Below are 15,269 nucleotides of genomic sequence, written 5' to 3'. Positions count from 1 at the left end.
CTGCACCATCAGCGCCGCCGCCGCAGTGGTCACGGCCGGCCAGTCGGTGGACGTCGGCGGCGGTAACTACCGAGCGGCCCCCGACCCCACCCGAGAATTAGCAGTACAGACGACGACATAGGGGACATAGTGCTCGACGTCAACTTCTTCGACGAGCTGCGCATTGGTCTCGCCACCGCCGACGACATCCGTCAGTGGTCGCACGGCGAGGTCAAGAAGCCTGAGACGATCAACTACCGCACCCTGAAGCCGGAAAAGGACGGGCTCTTCTGCGAGAAGATCTTCGGTCCGCAGCGGGACTGGGAGTGCTACTGCGGTAAGTACAAGCGCGTCCGGTTCAAGGGCATCATCTGTGAGCGCTGCGGCGTCGAGGTGACTCGCTCCAAGGTCCGCCGTGAGCGGATGGGGCACATCGAGCTCGCCGCTCCGGTGACCCACATCTGGTACTTCAAGGGCGTTCCGAGCCGGCTGGGTTACCTGCTGGACCTCGCTCCCAAGGACCTCGAGAAGATCATCTACTTCGCCTCGTACGTCGTGACGAGCGTGGACGCGGAGTCGCGTCACCGCGACCTCTCGACGATCGAGAACGAGATCCTGGCCGAGAAGCGGCAGTCCGAGAACAGCCGCGACTCGGAGATCGAGAAGCGGGCCGCCAAGCTCGAGGCCGACCTGGCCGAGCTGGAGGCCGAGGGTGCCAAGGCGGACGTCCGGCGCAAGGTCAAGGAGGGCGGAGAGCGCGAGATGCGCCAGATCCGCGACCGGGCCCAGCGCGAGATCGACCGCCTGGACGAGGTGCTGGACACCTTCCGCAAGCTGGAGCCGAAGCAGCTGGTCACCGACGAGCTGCTCTACCGCGAGCTGCGCGACCGGTTCGGTGAGTACTTCACCGGTTCCATGGGCGCCGAGGCGATCAAGGCGCTGGTCCAGAACATGGACCTCGACGCCGAGGCCGAGAGCCTGCGGGAGACCATCCGGTCCGGCAAGGGCCAGCGGAAGATCCGGGCGCTCAAGCGACTCAAGGTCGTCGCGGCGTTCCTGAACACCCGCAACTCGCCGCTCGGCATGGTGCTGGACTGCGTCCCGGTCATCCCGCCGGACCTGCGCCCGATGGTGCAGCTCGACGGTGGCCGCTTCGCGACCTCCGACCTGAACGACCTGTACCGCCGCGTGATCAACCGGAACAACCGCCTCAAGCGGCTGATCGACCTCGGCGCGCCCGAGATCATCGTCAACAACGAGAAGCGGATGCTCCAGGAGGCCGTCGACGCGCTGTTCGACAACGGCCGTCGCGGCCGGCCGGTCACCGGCCCGGGTAACCGCCCGCTGAAGTCGCTGTCCGACATGCTCAAGGGCAAGCAGGGCCGGTTCCGCCAGAACCTGCTGGGCAAGCGCGTCGACTACTCCGGCCGTTCGGTCATCGTGGTCGGCCCGAAGCTCAAGCTGCACCAGTGCGGTCTGCCCAAGCAGATGGCGCTGGAGCTGTTCAAGCCCTTCGTGATGAAGCGGCTGGTCGACCTCAACCACGCGCAGAACATCAAGTCCGCCAAGCGGATGGTCGAGCGTCAGCGCCCGGTCGTGTGGGACGTGCTGGAAGAGGTCATCGGCGAGCACCCGGTGCTGCTCAACCGGGCGCCGACCCTGCACCGCCTGGGCATCCAGGCCTTCGAGCCGCAGCTGGTCGAGGGCAAGGCGATCCAGATCCACCCGCTGGTCTGCACCGCGTTCAACGCCGACTTCGATGGTGACCAGATGGCGGTGCACGTGCCGCTGTCCGCCGAGGCTCAGGCCGAGGCGCGGATCCTGATGCTGTCGTCGAACAACATCCTCAAGCCGGCCGACGGTAAGCCGGTCACCATGCCTACCCAGGACATGGTCATCGGTCTGTACCACCTCACCCACCTCACCGCCGGTGAGAAGGGCGAGGGCCGGGCGTTCAGCTCGGACGCCGAGGCGCGGATGGCCTTCGACAACGGCGAGCTGCACCTCCAGGCGCCGGTGAAGATCCGCCTGCGCGGCGTGGTCGGTGTCGACAACGGCAACGGCTCCGAGGCGTGGAGCGCCCCGGAGGGCTGGGTCGAGGGTGACCCGCTGACCGTGGAGACCACGCTGGGTCGGGTGCTGTTCAACGAGACGCTGCCGCAGGGCTACCGCTTCGTGAACTACGAGATCCGCAAGGGTCAGCTCTCCGCGATCGTCAACGACCTCGCCGAGCGCTTCCCCAAGGTGGCGCTTGCCGCCACCCTGGACGGGCTCAAGGAGGCCGGTTTCCACTGGGCCACCTGGTCCGGCGTGACGATCGGCATGGAGGACGTCATCGCTCCGCCGCGCAAGGCGGAGATCCTGGCGCGGTACGAGAAGGACGCCGACCAGATCGACAAGCAGTACCAGCGTGGTCTGATGACCGCCGAGGAGCGTCGCGGCGAGCTCATCGAGATCTGGACCAAGGCGACCAACGAGGTCGCCAAGGAGATGGACACCGCGCTGCCGCAGGAGAACCCACTGTGGAAGATGATCAACTCGGGTGCTCGCGGTAACCTGCTCCAGCTCCGGCAGATCGCGGCGATCCGTGGTCTGGTGGCCAACCCCAAGGGCGAGATCATCCCGCGGCCGATCAAGGCCAGCTACCGGGAGGGTCTGTCCGTGCTGGAGTACTTCATCTCCACGCACGGTGCCCGTAAGGGTCTTGCCGACACCGCGCTGCGTACCGCCGACTCGGGTTACCTGACCCGTCGTCTGGTGGACGTCTCGCAGGACGTCATCATCCGCGAAGAGGACTGCGGCACCGACCGGGCGATCCCGATGCAGATCGGCGAGAAGCTGGACGGCAAGCTCGTCGTCCACACCCACGCCGAGACCAGCGTGCACGCCCGGACCCTCGCCGACGACATCAAGGGGCCGGACGGCACCGTGGTGGCCGAGCGCGGTCAGGACATCAACTCCATCGGGGTCGACAAGATCGTCGCCGCTGGTGTGGAGACGGTCCGGGTGCGCAGCGTGCTCACCTGCGAGTCGAAGCTGGGCGTCTGCGCAGCCTGCTACGGCCGGTCGCTGCCGACCGGTAAGTCGGTCGACATCGGCGAGGCGGTCGGCATCATCGCCGCCCAGTCCATCGGTGAGCCCGGTACGCAGCTGACGATGCGTACCTTCCACACCGGTGGTGTCGCGGGTGAGGACATCACCCAGGGTCTGCCGCGTGTTCAGGAAATCTTCGAGGCTCGGGTCCCGAAGGGTAAGGCGCCCATCGCCGACACCCCCGGTCGGATCCGGATCGAGGATGGCGAGCGCTCGCGCAAGATCATCGTGGTGCCGGACGACGGCAGCGAAGAGATTGTCTACGACAAGATCTCGAAGCGGGTCAAGCTCCGTACCCACGACGGCGGTCACGTCGCTGTCGGCGAGAAGCTGACCGAGGGCACCATCGACCCGCACGAGCTGCTGCGGATCATGGGTCCGCGGGCGGTCCAGGTCCACCTGACCAGTGAGGTCCAGGAGGTCTACCGCTCGCAGGGTGTGCTCATCCACGACAAGCACATCGAGATCATCATCCGCCAGATGCTCAAGCGGGTGACGGTCATCGACTCCGGCTCGACCGAGTTCCTGCCGGGTGTGCTCGTCGACCGGGCGCTGTTCGAGTCGGAGAACCGCCGGCTCGTCTCGGAGGGCGGCGAGCCCGCCGCCGGTCGTCCGGTGCTGATGGGTATCACCAAGGCCTCGCTGGCCACCGACTCCTGGCTCTCGGCGGCCTCCTTCCAGGAGACCACCCGGGTGCTGACCGACGCTGCGATCAACTCGCGCAGCGACTCGCTGGTCGGCCTCAAGGAGAACGTGATCATCGGAAAGCTCATCCCGGCCGGTACGGGCATCAGCAAGTACCGCAACGTCCGGGTCGAGCCGACCGAGGAGGCCAAGGCCAAGGTCTACTCGATGACCGGTTACCCGGAGACCGACTACGGGTTCGGGCCGGCCAGCGGGCAGGCAGTGCCGCTGGACGACTTCGACTTCGGGTCGTACCGCTAAGCACCAGTCACACGACGAGGCCCCCGGTGAAAGCCGGGGGCCTCGTCGTGTCCGTGCCCACCCACCCCTGCGCCGGGTTCGGCATGATGGGGAGATGACGACAGCACCCGGGCAGGTGTCCGTCGCCCAGCAGGGCATGCGCCACCCGCTGGACCCGGACCCGGCCCGCGCCACGAAGGCACGGGCGGTCTTCGCGCTGGGCCTGCTCGGCATGTTGACCGGGCTGTTCATCGGTGGCGTGGTGCCGGCCACGGTGGCCCTGCAACTGGCCCGGCAGGCGCGCCGGGAGGCGTACGCCTCCGGGGGTTTCCTGACCGGCGGCGTCTGGCTGCGACGGGGGGAGTGGATGGCCTGGACCGGCCTGGTGCTGGTGGCGGTCAGCGTGGTGGCCGCGGTGGTCATCGGGGTGGTCCGGTTGGCCGGCACCCCGTTCGGCCACGACTACCCGGCGAACATGGACTGAGCCACCGGTGGCCGCGCCCGGCGCGGACGGCGGTGCTCGCGGCGGTAGCCTGGCCGGTGTCCGCCGAGTGGCGGTGGCGGCCTTTCGACAGGAGGACCTCGTGACGGAACCGGCGCGGCCCCCTGCGGACGAACCGGCCGGCCCGCCGGACCCCCCGGCTCCGCCATCCGAGCCGAGCGACTGGGCGCGACCCGGCCCGAGCGGCGAGACGCACCAACCGGTCTCCAACCCGGGCCCACCGCCCCCTGCGGCGCCGCACCCCGGTTGGGGTCCGAACGGCTGGGGCACCACCGCGACGCCTGGCTCCGACCAGCCGTACCCGGTCTCCAGCGCACCGACCTCGACGCCGCAGGGCTGGGGTCCGTCGTCTTCTGCGCCGCCCGGCTGGGGTCCGTCGTCTTCTGCGCCGGCTGTGCCGTACGGCTGGGGTCCGTCGTCGTCAGGGCCTGGGACGCCGCCCGGCTGGGGTCCGCCGTCGTCTGGGCCCGGGACGCCGCCCGGATGGGGTCCGCCGTCGTCAGGGCCCGGGACGCCGCCCGGATGGGGTCCGCCGTCGTCAGGGCCCGGGGCGCCGTACGGCTGGGGTCCACCGCCGCCGGGGCACGGCCCGGGGTGGGGTGGCACACCGGGGCGTTCGGTACCGCCGCCCACCGACGACCAGCGTCGGCCGCCGAAGCGGGTGGAGGCGGTTTCGGGTACGCCGTTCGGCGTCGTGCACCTGGACGTGGCGCCGGTCACCTCCGGGCTGGCCATCGGGGCGCTGGTGGCGGGGATCGCCTCACTTCTGGTCTCACTGCTGGTGATCTGCTTCGGAGTGGCCTTCAAGAACGACGGCGGGGCCTGGGCCTCCGGGGCGTTCGCCGCGCTGGGTGTGCTGGCCGGCGGGGCGGCGGTCGTCATCGGGCTGCTCGGCCGGCGGCAGATCGGGCGGCCCACAGCGCCCTCCGCGGTCCAGTTCACCGGCCGCGGGTTGGCGATGGCTGGAATCAGCTGCGGCGCGGCGGGGGCACTGCTCAGCCTGCTGGGCCTGGGTCTTGCCCTGCTTCTCACACTGACGTGAGGGTCGTCACCGAGAGATCCGGCACCTGACGGGGGTTTTCCGCGGAAGGCTTCCGGTCACCCCGGGGGCGATGGGTGCTTCTGCGGGGAAGCCGGTACACTTGTATTCGTAGGTGCCCATCGCGGGCGACGGGGCAGGACGAGATCCGGCCGGCGGGTGTGAGACAGTCGCCGGGCCATTCCGTTTTGACCTGGGCGGTTGTGGTAGGTACTCTTTCCCCTTGTGCCCGGGCATGCCCGGGCAACTCGTGCGTGCGCTGTTTCCGGCTTACGGGCGGCGGCACGACAAGCCAAAGATCCGGGGCGGGGCGACCCGCGTGCCGGTGACAAAACCCGGTACGAACGCGAGAGCGTCGCAACGGGGCCGTGACGAGGGCGACACGCCCGACCGCGGGTGCCGGGGTCTCCGCAAGGCGACCCTGGTCGGAATGTAGGAGAGCCGGTCATCAGGCCGGCTAACGAGCAGACGGCGCGGCCGCGGATGCGGCCGAAGGGAGCGGAGAAACCCGGTGCCCACGATCCAGCAGCTGGTCCGAAAGGGCCGCCAGGCGAAGACGACCAAGACCAAGACCCCGGCGCTGAAGGGTTCCCCTCAGCGGCGCGGCGTGTGCACCCGCGTGTACACCACCACCCCGAAGAAGCCGAACTCGGCGCTGCGCAAGGTCGCTCGCGTGAAGCTCAGCAGCCAGATCGAGGTGACCGCCTACATCCCCGGCGTCGGTCACAACCTGCAGGAGCACTCGATCGTGCTCGTTCGCGGCGGTCGGGTGAAGGACCTCCCCGGCGTGCGTTACAAGATCGTTCGCGGCTCGCTGGACACCCAGGGTGTCCGCAACCGCAAGCAGGCGCGCAGCCGGTACGGCGCGAAGAAGGAGAAGAGCTGACATGCCGCGTAAGGGACCCGCTCCGCGGCGGCCACTGGTCGCTGACCCGGTGTACAACTCGCCGCTGGTCACCCAGCTGGTGAACAAGATCCTGCTCCGCGGCAAGCGTCAGCTCGCCGAGTCCATCGTGTACGCGGCCCTCGAGGGCTGCCGCGAGAAGTCCGGCACCGACCCGGTCGTCACCCTCAAGCGGGCGATGGACAACGTCAAGCCGACCCTCGAGGTGCGCAGCCGTCGTGTCGGTGGCGCCACCTACCAGGTTCCGGTCGAGGTCCGCCCGACCCGGGCGACCACCCTGGGCCTGCGCTGGCTGGTCACGTACTCCCGCGCCCGGCGCGAGAAGACCATGGTCGAGCGGCTGATGAACGAGCTGCTGGACGCGAGCAACGGCCTCGGTGCCGCCGTCAAGCGGCGCGAGGACACGCACAAGATGGCCGAGTCGAACAAGGCCTTCGCGCACTACCGCTGGTAACACCCTGGTTCCGGCGCCTCCGGGCGCCGGAACCGCCACCAGTTGAGTCGAGACGACGATAAGTAGGGATTGAAGTGGCCGCCGCAGACGCGCTCGCCAAGGTACGCAACATCGGCATCATGGCGCACATCGATGCCGGTAAGACCACGACCACCGAGCGAATCCTGTTCTACACCGGCATCACGTACAAGATCGGTGAGGTCCACGAGGGCGCTGCCGTCATGGACTGGATGGAGCAGGAGCAGGAGCGTGGTATCACCATCACCTCCGCTGCTACCAAGTGTGAGTGGAAAGACCACACGATCCAGATCATCGACACGCCTGGCCACGTCGACTTCACGGTCGAGGTCGAGCGGTCGTTGCGGGTCCTGGATGGTGCGGTAGCGGTTTACGACGGTGTCGCCGGCGTGGAACCGCAGACGGAGAACGTCTGGCGGCAGGCCGACAAGTACAACGTCCCGCGTATGTGCTTCGTCAACAAGCTCGACCGGACCGGCGCCGACTTCTTCCGCTGCGTGCAGATGATGATCGACCGGTTGAACGCCACCCCGCTGGTGCTCCAGATCCCGATCGGGCTCGAGGGTGACCACATCGGTGTCGTCGACCTGATCGGCATGCGCGCGCTCACCTGGCGTGGGGAGACCCAGAAGGGTGAGGACTACGCGGTTGAGGAGATCCCGGCCGAGCTGGCCGACTCCGCGGCCGAGTGGCGCGAGAAGCTGATGGAGACCCTCGCCGACGTCGACGACGCGGTGATGGAGAAGTACCTGGAGGGCGACGAGATCTCCGTCGAGGAGGTCAAGGCCGCCATCCGGCGTGCCACCATCGCCGGCAAGGCCAACCCGGTGCTCTGCGGCTCGGCGTTCAAGAACAAGGGCGTTCAGCCCATGCTCGACGCCGTTGTCGACTTCCTGCCGTCGCCGCTGGACGTTCCGGCGATCGAGGGTACGGCCACCGACGGCGAGACCCCGCTGCTGCGTAAGCCGTCCAACTCGGAGCCCTTCTCCGGCCTGGCCTTCAAGATCCAGACGGACAAGCACCTGGGCAAGCTCACCTACGTGCGGGTCTACTCCGGCACGCTCGATTCCGGTTCCCAGGTGGTCAACTCCACGAAGGACCGCAAGGAGCGGATCGGCAAGATCTACCAGATGCACGCCAACAAGCGGGAAGAGCGTCCGTCGGCGCAGGCCGGCGACATCATCGCCGTGCAGGGTCTCAAGCAGACCACCACCGGCGACACTCTCTCCGACCCGGCGAACCCGGTGATCCTGGAGTCGATGACCTTCCCGGAGCCGGTCATCTCGGTGGCGATCGAGCCGAAGACCAAGTCCGACCAGGAGAAGCTGGGCACTGCCATCCAGCGCCTGGCCGAGGAGGACCCGACCTTCCGCGTCCAGTTGGACGAGGAGACCGGTCAGACGGTCATCTCCGGCATGGGTGAGCTGCACCTGGACATCCTGGTCGACCGTATGCGCCGCGAGTTCAACGTCGAGGCGAACGTCGGCAAGCCGCAGGTGGCGTACCGCGAGACCATCCGCCGCAAGGTGGACAAGGTCGAGTACACCCACAAGAAGCAGACCGGTGGTTCCGGCCAGTACGCCCGCGTGATCGTGAGCGTCGAGCCGCTTCCGCTGGACAACGACTCGCCGACCTACGAGTTCGCCAACGCCGTCAGCGGCGGCCGCATCCCCCGGGAGTTCATCCCCTCGGTGGACGCCGGTGCGCAGGACGCGCTGCAGTACGGCATCCTGGCGGGCTTCCCGCTGGTCGGCGTGAAGCTGACCCTGCTGGACGGCCAGTACCACGAGGTCGACTCGTCGGAAATGGCATTCAAGATCGCCGGCTCGATGGTGATGAAGGACGCGGCCCGCAAGGCCGATCCGGCACTGCTCGAGCCGATGATGGCCGTTGAAGTCACCACTCCTGAGGAGAACATGGGTGACGTCATCGGTGACCTCAACTCCCGCCGCGGCATCATCCAGGCGATGGAGGAGCGCAGCGGCGCCCGCATCGTCCGGGCTCTGGTGCCGTTGTCGGAGATGTTCGGCTACGTCGGCGACCTGCGGTCGAAGACCCAGGGCCGGGCTAGCTACAGCATGCAGTTCGACTCCTACGCCGAGGTTCCGCAGAGCGTCGCGAAGGAGATCATCGCCAAGGCAACGGGCGAGTAACGCTCTGAGCAGGTGATTCGTGGTTGGTCGCGGGAGGGTTCACCCGCCCGCGGCCACCACGATCGGATCGCGTGAGACCGGGCCTGTAGGCTTCATCGCCGCAGAACCCACAAAGGCTCTCCGGCCGTCAGGCCGGAAAGGCTGTCGACAGAGTCCTAAGCGCCGACCGGCGCGCCGGGCGTACGAACCAAGAAGTCCACAGGAGGACACCAGTGGCGAAGGCTAAGTTCGAGCGGACTAAGCCGCACGTCAACATCGGCACCATTGGTCACATCGACCACGGTAAGACGACGCTGACGGCGGCCATCACCAAGGTCCTGCACGACCAGTACCCGGACCTGAACCCCTACACGCCGTTCGACGAGATCGACAAGGCGCCGGAGGAGAAGGCCCGCGGCATCACGATCTCGATCGCGCACGTCGAGTACCAGACCGAGTCGCGGCACTACGCGCACGTCGACTGCCCTGGGCACGCCGACTACATCAAGAACATGATCACCGGTGCCGCGCAGATGGACGGCGCGATCCTGGTGGTCGCGGCGACCGACGGCCCGATGCCGCAGACCCGCGAGCACGTGCTGCTGGCCCGTCAGGTCGGTGTGCCGTACATCGTCGTGGCGCTCAACAAGAGCGACATGGTCGATGACGAGGAGCTCCTGGAGCTCGTCGAGCTCGAGGTCCGTGAGCTGCTCTCCTCGCAGGAGTACCCGGGTGACGACCTGCCGGTCGTTCGGGTCTCGGCGCTGAAGGCCCTCGAGGGTGACCCCGAGTGGACCGGCAAGCTGCTGGACCTGATGACCGCTGTCGACACCTCGATCCCGCAGCCGGAGCGCGAGGTTGACAAGCCGTTCCTGATGCCGGTTGAGGACGTCTTCACGATCACTGGTCGTGGCACCGTCGTCACCGGTCGCGTGGAGCGCGGCGTTCTCCTGCCGAACGAGGATGTTGAGCTCGTCGGTATCAAGGAGAAGAGCTTCAAGACCAAGGTCACCGCGATCGAGATGTTCCGGAAGACCCTGGACGACGCCCGCGCAGGCGAGAACGTCGGCCTGCTGCTGCGTGGTACCAAGCGCGACGAGGTCGAGCGCGGCATGGTCGTCGTGAAGCCGGGCTCGAACACCCCGCACACGGAGTTCGAGGCGACGGTCTACATCCTCTCCAAGGAGGAGGGTGGCCGTCACACCCCGTTCTTCCAGAACTACCGTCCGCAGTTCTACTTCCGGACCACTGACGTCACCGGTGTCGTCACCCTCCCCGAGGGCACCGAGATGGTCATGCCGGGTGACAACACCTCCATGTCGGTGAAGCTGATCCAGCCCATCGCCATGGAGGAGAACCTCAAGTTCGCGATCCGCGAGGGTGGCCGCACCGTCGGCGCCGGGTTCGTCACCAAGATTAACAAGTGAACTAGGTAACCCCGATTAGACCCGCCGCCGGTCGTGCGGCATACTAGTCAGGTTGCGTAACGACAGTTCGTCGCCTGTGTTCGGCTTTCGCTGAACCTCCGGGTGGCGAGGCAGTCGAGCGTAGGGTGGTTGGCGGCCCAGTCGCCAACCACCCTCGTACGGCGTTCAGGTCGCGGTAATGCGATCGGCGCCTTGACCCCCCGTGCGGTCAGCACCACTCCGGTACCTAGGGGCGGAGCTCGGCCCGAGGGCGCGACACGCCCGACCGCGGGGGTCGGCGAAGTGGGCCTGTGCCAGCCGGTACAGGCGCCCGCAACACAGCGGCATCGAGAGAAGGAACAGAAGCCACCATGGCGGGACAGAAGATCCGCATCCGGCTCAAGGCCTATGACCACGAGGTCGTCGACTCCTCGGCTCGGAAGATCGTCGAGACGGTGACGCGCACCGGGGCGCAGGTCGCGGGCCCGGTGCCGCTGCCCACGGAGATCAACCGTTTCTGCGTTATCCGCTCGCCGCACAAGTACAAGGACTCGCGCGAGCACTTCGAGATGCGCACGCACAAGCGGCTGATCGACATCATCGACCCGACCCCGAAGACGGTCGACTCGCTCATGCGCCTCGACCTGCCGGCTGGCGTCGACATCGAGATCAAGCTGTAGGGACCGGACAAATGGACAGGCAAGTCAAGGGGATCCTGGGCGCCAAGCTCGGCATGACCCAGGTCTGGGAGAACAACCGTGTTGTTCCCGTGACCGTGGTCGAGGCCGGCCCGTGCGTCATCAGCCAGGTTCGTAGCGCCGAGAAGGACGGTTACTCCGCGGTCCAGCTCGCGTACGGCACCATCGACCCGCGCAAGGTCAAGAAGCCGATCAGCGGGCACTACGCCAAGGCGGACGTGGCGCCGCGCCGGCACATCGTCGAGCTGCGCACCACTGACGCTGGGGAATACTCGCTCGGCCAGGAAGTCACTGTCGAGGAGTTCCCGGCCGGCGTCACCATCGACGTCACCGGCAAGACCAAGGGCAAGGGCTACGCCGGCCCGATGAAGCGGCACGGCTTCCACGGTCTGGGCGCCGGGCACGGCGTCGAGCGCAAGCACCGCTCGCCCGGCTCCATCGGCGCCTGCGCCACTCCGGGTCGTGTCTTCAAGGGCACCCGGATGGCCGGTCGTATGGGTGGCGTGCGGTACACCGTGCAGAACCTCACCGTCCAGGCGGTCGACACCGAGAACAACCTGCTGCTCGTCCGGGGTGCCATTCCTGGTCCCAAGGGCGCGCTCGTTCTGGTCCGTACCGCGGCCAAGAGCAAGGTGAAGAAGGGCGGTGCGGCCAAGTGACCACCGTTGACGTGCGCACCGTCGAAGGCACCACCAGCGGCTCCGTCGAGCTGCCGGAGGACATCTTCGACGTGCAGGCCAACGTCGCGCTGATGCACCAGGTCGTGGTGGCCCAGCTCGCGGCGGCCCGACAGGGCACGCACAAGGCCAAGACCCGCGGCGAGGTCGCCGGTGGCGGCAAGAAGCCGTACAAGCAGAAGGGCACCGGTCGCGCCCGGCAGGGCTCGATCCGCGCGCCGCAGTTCGCCGGCGGTGGCGTCGTGCACGGTCCCGTGCCGCGCGACTACAGCCAGCGGACCCCGAAGAAGATGAAGGCCGCCGCTCTGCGGGGTGCCCTCTCCGACCGGGCCCGCGCCGGGCAGGTGCACGTCGTCGAGGCGTTCGTCTCGGGCGAGAAGCCGTCGACCAAGGCGGCCCTGGCCACGCTGACCAAGCTCACCGAGGCCCGTCGGGTCCTGGTCGTGCTGAGCAGCACCGACGAACTGAACTGGGTGTCGCTGCGCAATGAGCCGCGGGTGCACCTGATCGAGTCCGGCCAGCTGAACACGTACGACGTGCTCGTGGCCGACGACGTGGTCTTCACCAAGGACGCCCTGGACGAGTTCCTGGGCGTGCCCGCCGAGACCACCGAGGAGGGTGGCAAGTGAGCACGATCGCCGACCCGCGCGACATCATCGTGGCGCCGGTCGTCTCGGAGAAGAGCTACAGCGAGCTGAACCGGAACTGGTACACCTTCCTGGTGCACCCGGACGCGAACAAGACCGAGATCAAGATCGCTATCCAGCAGATCTTCAACGTCCGCGTCCTGACGGTCAACACGCTCAACCGCCAGGGTAAGCGCAAGCGCACCAAGACCGGTTTCGGTCAGCGCAAGGCGACCAAGCGGGCGATCGTGAAGCTGGCTGACGGTGACCGCATCGAGGCCTTCGGCGGCCCGGTCAGCTGAGGGGTGTAGACAATGGCTATCCGTAAGTACAAGCCGACGACGCCGGGCCGACGTGGCTCCAGTGTCGCTGACTTCGCCGAGATCACCCGGTCCACGCCGGAAAAGTCGCTGCTGGCTCCGTTGCCGAAGAAGGGCGGGCGTAACGCCCACGGCCGGATCACCACGCGGCACCACGGTGGCGGTCACAAGCGTCAGTACCGTCTGATCGACTTCAAGCGGGTCGACAAGGACGGCGTGCCGGCGAAGGTCGCTCACATCGAGTACGACCCGAACCGCACGGCGCGCATCGCGCTGCTGCACTACGCCGACGGCGAGAAGCGGTACATCCTCGCGCCGAAGGACATGAAGCAGGGCGACCGCGTCGAGTCCGGCCCGGGCGCCGACATCAAGCCGGGTAACAACCTGCCGCTGCGCAACATCCCGGTCGGTACCACGATCCACAACGTGGAGCTGCGTCCGGGTGGCGGGGCCAAGCTGGCCCGTTCCGCCGGCGTCGGCATCCAGCTGCTCGGCCGCGAGGGCGCGTACGCGACCCTGCGTATGCCGTCCGGCGAGATCCGGCGGGTGGACGTGCGCTGCCGCGCCAGCGTCGGCGAGATCGGCAACGCCGACCAGTCGAACATCAACTGGGGTAAGGCTGGCCGGATGCGGTGGAAGGGCAAGCGCCCGACCGTCCGTGGTGTCGCCATGAACCCGGTCGACCACCCGCACGGTGGTGGTGAGGGTAAGACCTCCGGTGGTCGCCACCCGGTCAACCCGCAGGGTAAGCCCGAGGGCCGCACCCGCCGTAAGGGCCAGCCGAGTGACCGGCTGATCGTCCGCCGCCGCTACGCCACGCGTAAGCGCGGCTGAGGGAGATAAGACATGCCTCGCAGCCTGAAGAAGGGCCCGTTCGTAGACGACCACCTGCTCAAGAAGGTGGAAGTTCAGAACGACAAGGGTTCCAAGAACGTGATCAAGACCTGGTCGCGGCGCTCGACGATCATCCCCGAGATGCTGGGGCACACGATCGCCGTGCATGACGGACGCAAGCACGTCCCGGTGTTCGTGACCGAGGCGATGGTCGGGCACAAGCTCGGCGAGTTCGCGCTGACCCGCACGTTCAAGGGTCACGAGAAGGACGACCGGAAGAGCCGTCGGCGCTGACGCCGCGGGCATACGGATAGAGGGAACAAGGGGTTACAGCGATGCCAGGAAAGGGCGACGCTCCGGTGCTTCCGGGCGCGCGGGCGGTTGCGCGGCACGTGCGCATCTCGCCGATGAAGGCGCGCCGGGTGGTCAACCTCGTCCGCGGCCTGCCCGCGAAGGAGGCGCTCACGGTGCTGCAGTTCGCGCCGCAGGCTGCGAGCGAGCAGGTGTACAAGGTGCTCGCTAGCGCGATCGCCAACGCGGAGAACAACGAGCGGCTGGACCCCGACGCGCTGCTCGTCAGCGAGGCCTTCGTGGACGAGGGCCCGACGATGAAGCGGTTCCAGCCGCGGGCGCAGGGTCGGGCGTACCGAATCCGCAAGCGCACCTGCCACATCACTGTGGCGGTCGAAGCGGTCGCGCCGGCAGCGCCGAGGAAGGCCGCGGCGAAGAAGGCCGCCCCGGCCACGGAGGCCGCACCGGCCGAAGCGCAGAGCAAGACGGAGGACGCCGAGTAATGGGTCAGAAGGTTCACCCCACTGGGTTCCGGCTCGGCATCTCGACCGACTGGAAATCCCGCTGGTTCGCGGACAAGCTCTACAAGGACTACATCGGCGAGGATGTCAAGATCCGCCGCATGATGTCCAAGGGCCTCGAGCGTGCCGGGATTTCCAAGGTCGACATCGAGCGCACCCGCGACCGGGTCCGGGTCGACATCCACACCGCCCGGCCGGGCATCGTCATCGGCCGTAAGGGTGCGGAGGCCGACCGGATCCGCGGCGAGCTTGAGAAGCTCACCGGCAAGCAGGTTCAGCTGAACATCATCGAGGTGAAGAACCCCGAGTCGGACGCTCAGCTGGTCGCGCAGGGCGTGGCCGAGCAGCTGTCCAGCCGGGTCAGCTTCCGTCGGGCGATGCGCAAGGCCATGCAGTCGGCGATGAAGAACCCGGTCTGCAAGGGCATCCGGGTTCAGGTCTCGGGTCGCCTCGGCGGCGCTGAGATGAGCCGGACCGAGTTCTACCGTGAGGGCCGGGTTCCGCTGCACACGCTGCGGGCCAACATCGAGTACGGCTTCTTCGAGGCCCGTACCACGTTCGGTCGGATCGGTGTGAAGGTCTGGATCTACAAGGGCGACGCCGTCCCGGGCCGGGAAGCTCCGGCCGAGGCCGGTCCGTCCCGCCCGCGTCGTGGTGAGCGCGGCGACCGTCCCGAGCGTCCGCGCCGTGGCCGGTCGGGTTCGTCCGGCACCACGGCTGGTGGCACCGAGGCCGGTCGGGCTGCTGCGACCACCATCGCGCAGCAGGCCGAGACGCCGAGCGGCGAGCCGGTGGACAGCGCAGCTGTCGCCGCCACTGCTGCTCCGGCAGAAACGCAGCAGGAGGGCTGA

15 protein-coding genes are annotated in these 15,269 nt (G+C 67.8%); all 15 read left to right on the top strand.

The window, feature by feature from the left end; translation table 11 throughout:
- Positions 1-129 precede the first annotated feature (129 nt).
- The 15 genes from AB0B98_RS28710 to rpsC all read left to right on the top strand — a co-directional run bounded on the left by AB0B98_RS28710 (position 130) and on the right by rpsC (position 15,269).
- Positions 130-4,017, top strand: coding sequence for a DNA-directed RNA polymerase subunit beta' (locus AB0B98_RS28710; protein WP_124858781.1), 3,888 nt, complete (start codon positions 130-132; stop codon positions 4,015-4,017).
- A gap of 94 nt (positions 4,018-4,111) precedes the next feature.
- On the top strand, positions 4,112-4,480 hold the full coding sequence (locus tag AB0B98_RS28705; RefSeq protein WP_357366632.1) for a hypothetical protein: 369 nt from the start codon (positions 4,112-4,114) through the stop codon (positions 4,478-4,480).
- A gap of 679 nt (positions 4,481-5,159) precedes the next feature.
- The gene (locus AB0B98_RS28700) at positions 5,160-5,540 is read left to right on the top strand and encodes a hypothetical protein (protein WP_357366631.1); all 381 of its coding nucleotides are present in this window, start codon (positions 5,160-5,162) and stop codon (positions 5,538-5,540) included.
- A 508-nt stretch (positions 5,541-6,048) separates the two neighbouring features.
- Positions 6,049-6,423, top strand: a complete 375-nt coding sequence (gene rpsL / locus AB0B98_RS28695; RefSeq protein ID WP_007465318.1) for a 30S ribosomal protein S12 — start codon at positions 6,049-6,051, stop codon at positions 6,421-6,423.
- A gap of 1 nt (position 6,424) precedes the next feature.
- A complete protein-coding gene (gene rpsG, locus AB0B98_RS28690; protein WP_007465317.1) occupies positions 6,425-6,895 on the top strand; it encodes a 30S ribosomal protein S7 in 471 nt (156 codons plus the stop codon).
- Between the two features lie 74 nt (positions 6,896-6,969).
- Positions 6,970-9,066, top strand: coding sequence for an elongation factor G (fusA, locus tag AB0B98_RS28685; RefSeq protein WP_357366629.1), 2,097 nt, complete (start codon positions 6,970-6,972; stop codon positions 9,064-9,066).
- Between the two features lie 212 nt (positions 9,067-9,278).
- Entirely contained in the window at positions 9,279-10,472 is a 1,194-nt protein-coding gene (gene tuf / locus AB0B98_RS28680) for an elongation factor Tu (protein WP_030489585.1), read from the top strand.
- 350 nt (positions 10,473-10,822) lie between these two features.
- A complete protein-coding gene (rpsJ, locus tag AB0B98_RS28675) occupies positions 10,823-11,131 on the top strand; it encodes a 30S ribosomal protein S10 (protein WP_007073037.1) in 309 nt (102 codons plus the stop codon).
- Between the two features lie 11 nt (positions 11,132-11,142).
- Positions 11,143-11,808 carry a 50S ribosomal protein L3 gene (gene rplC, locus AB0B98_RS28670; protein WP_091402403.1) on the top strand — a complete coding sequence of 222 codons (666 nt, stop codon included), beginning with the start codon at positions 11,143-11,145 and terminating at the stop codon, positions 11,806-11,808.
- Entirely contained in the window at positions 11,805-12,455 is a 651-nt protein-coding gene (gene rplD, locus AB0B98_RS28665) for a 50S ribosomal protein L4 (RefSeq protein WP_030489587.1), read from the top strand. Before rplC ends, rplD begins: the two co-directional genes overlap by 4 nt.
- On the top strand, positions 12,452-12,754 hold the full coding sequence (rplW, locus tag AB0B98_RS28660; RefSeq protein ID WP_007465304.1) for a 50S ribosomal protein L23: 303 nt from the start codon (positions 12,452-12,454) through the stop codon (positions 12,752-12,754). Before rplD ends, rplW begins: the two co-directional genes overlap by 4 nt.
- Positions 12,755-12,766: 12 nt before the next feature.
- Positions 12,767-13,606, top strand: a complete 840-nt coding sequence (rplB, locus tag AB0B98_RS28655) for a 50S ribosomal protein L2 (protein ID WP_053653944.1) — start codon at positions 12,767-12,769, stop codon at positions 13,604-13,606.
- Between the two features lie 12 nt (positions 13,607-13,618).
- Complete coding sequence (rpsS, locus tag AB0B98_RS28650; protein WP_007465299.1) at positions 13,619-13,900, top strand: 30S ribosomal protein S19; 282 nt, start codon at positions 13,619-13,621, stop codon at positions 13,898-13,900.
- Between the two features lie 41 nt (positions 13,901-13,941).
- Positions 13,942-14,400 (top strand): 50S ribosomal protein L22, encoded by a 459-nt coding sequence (gene rplV / locus AB0B98_RS28645; protein WP_007465297.1) that lies wholly within the window; start codon positions 13,942-13,944, stop codon positions 14,398-14,400.
- Positions 14,400-15,269: a 30S ribosomal protein S3 gene (gene rpsC, locus AB0B98_RS28640; RefSeq protein ID WP_091402401.1), complete on the top strand. Its 870-nt coding sequence runs from the start codon at positions 14,400-14,402 to the stop codon at positions 15,267-15,269. The genes rplV and rpsC overlap by 1 nt, the downstream gene beginning before the upstream one ends.

The organism is Micromonospora sp. NPDC048947 (assembly GCF_040649495.1).
Classification (GTDB): domain Bacteria; phylum Actinomycetota; class Actinomycetes; order Mycobacteriales; family Micromonosporaceae; genus Micromonospora; species Micromonospora alfalfae.
The sequence above is the reverse complement of the archived record's forward strand: the minus strand, read 5'-3'. Positions and strand labels throughout refer to the sequence as shown.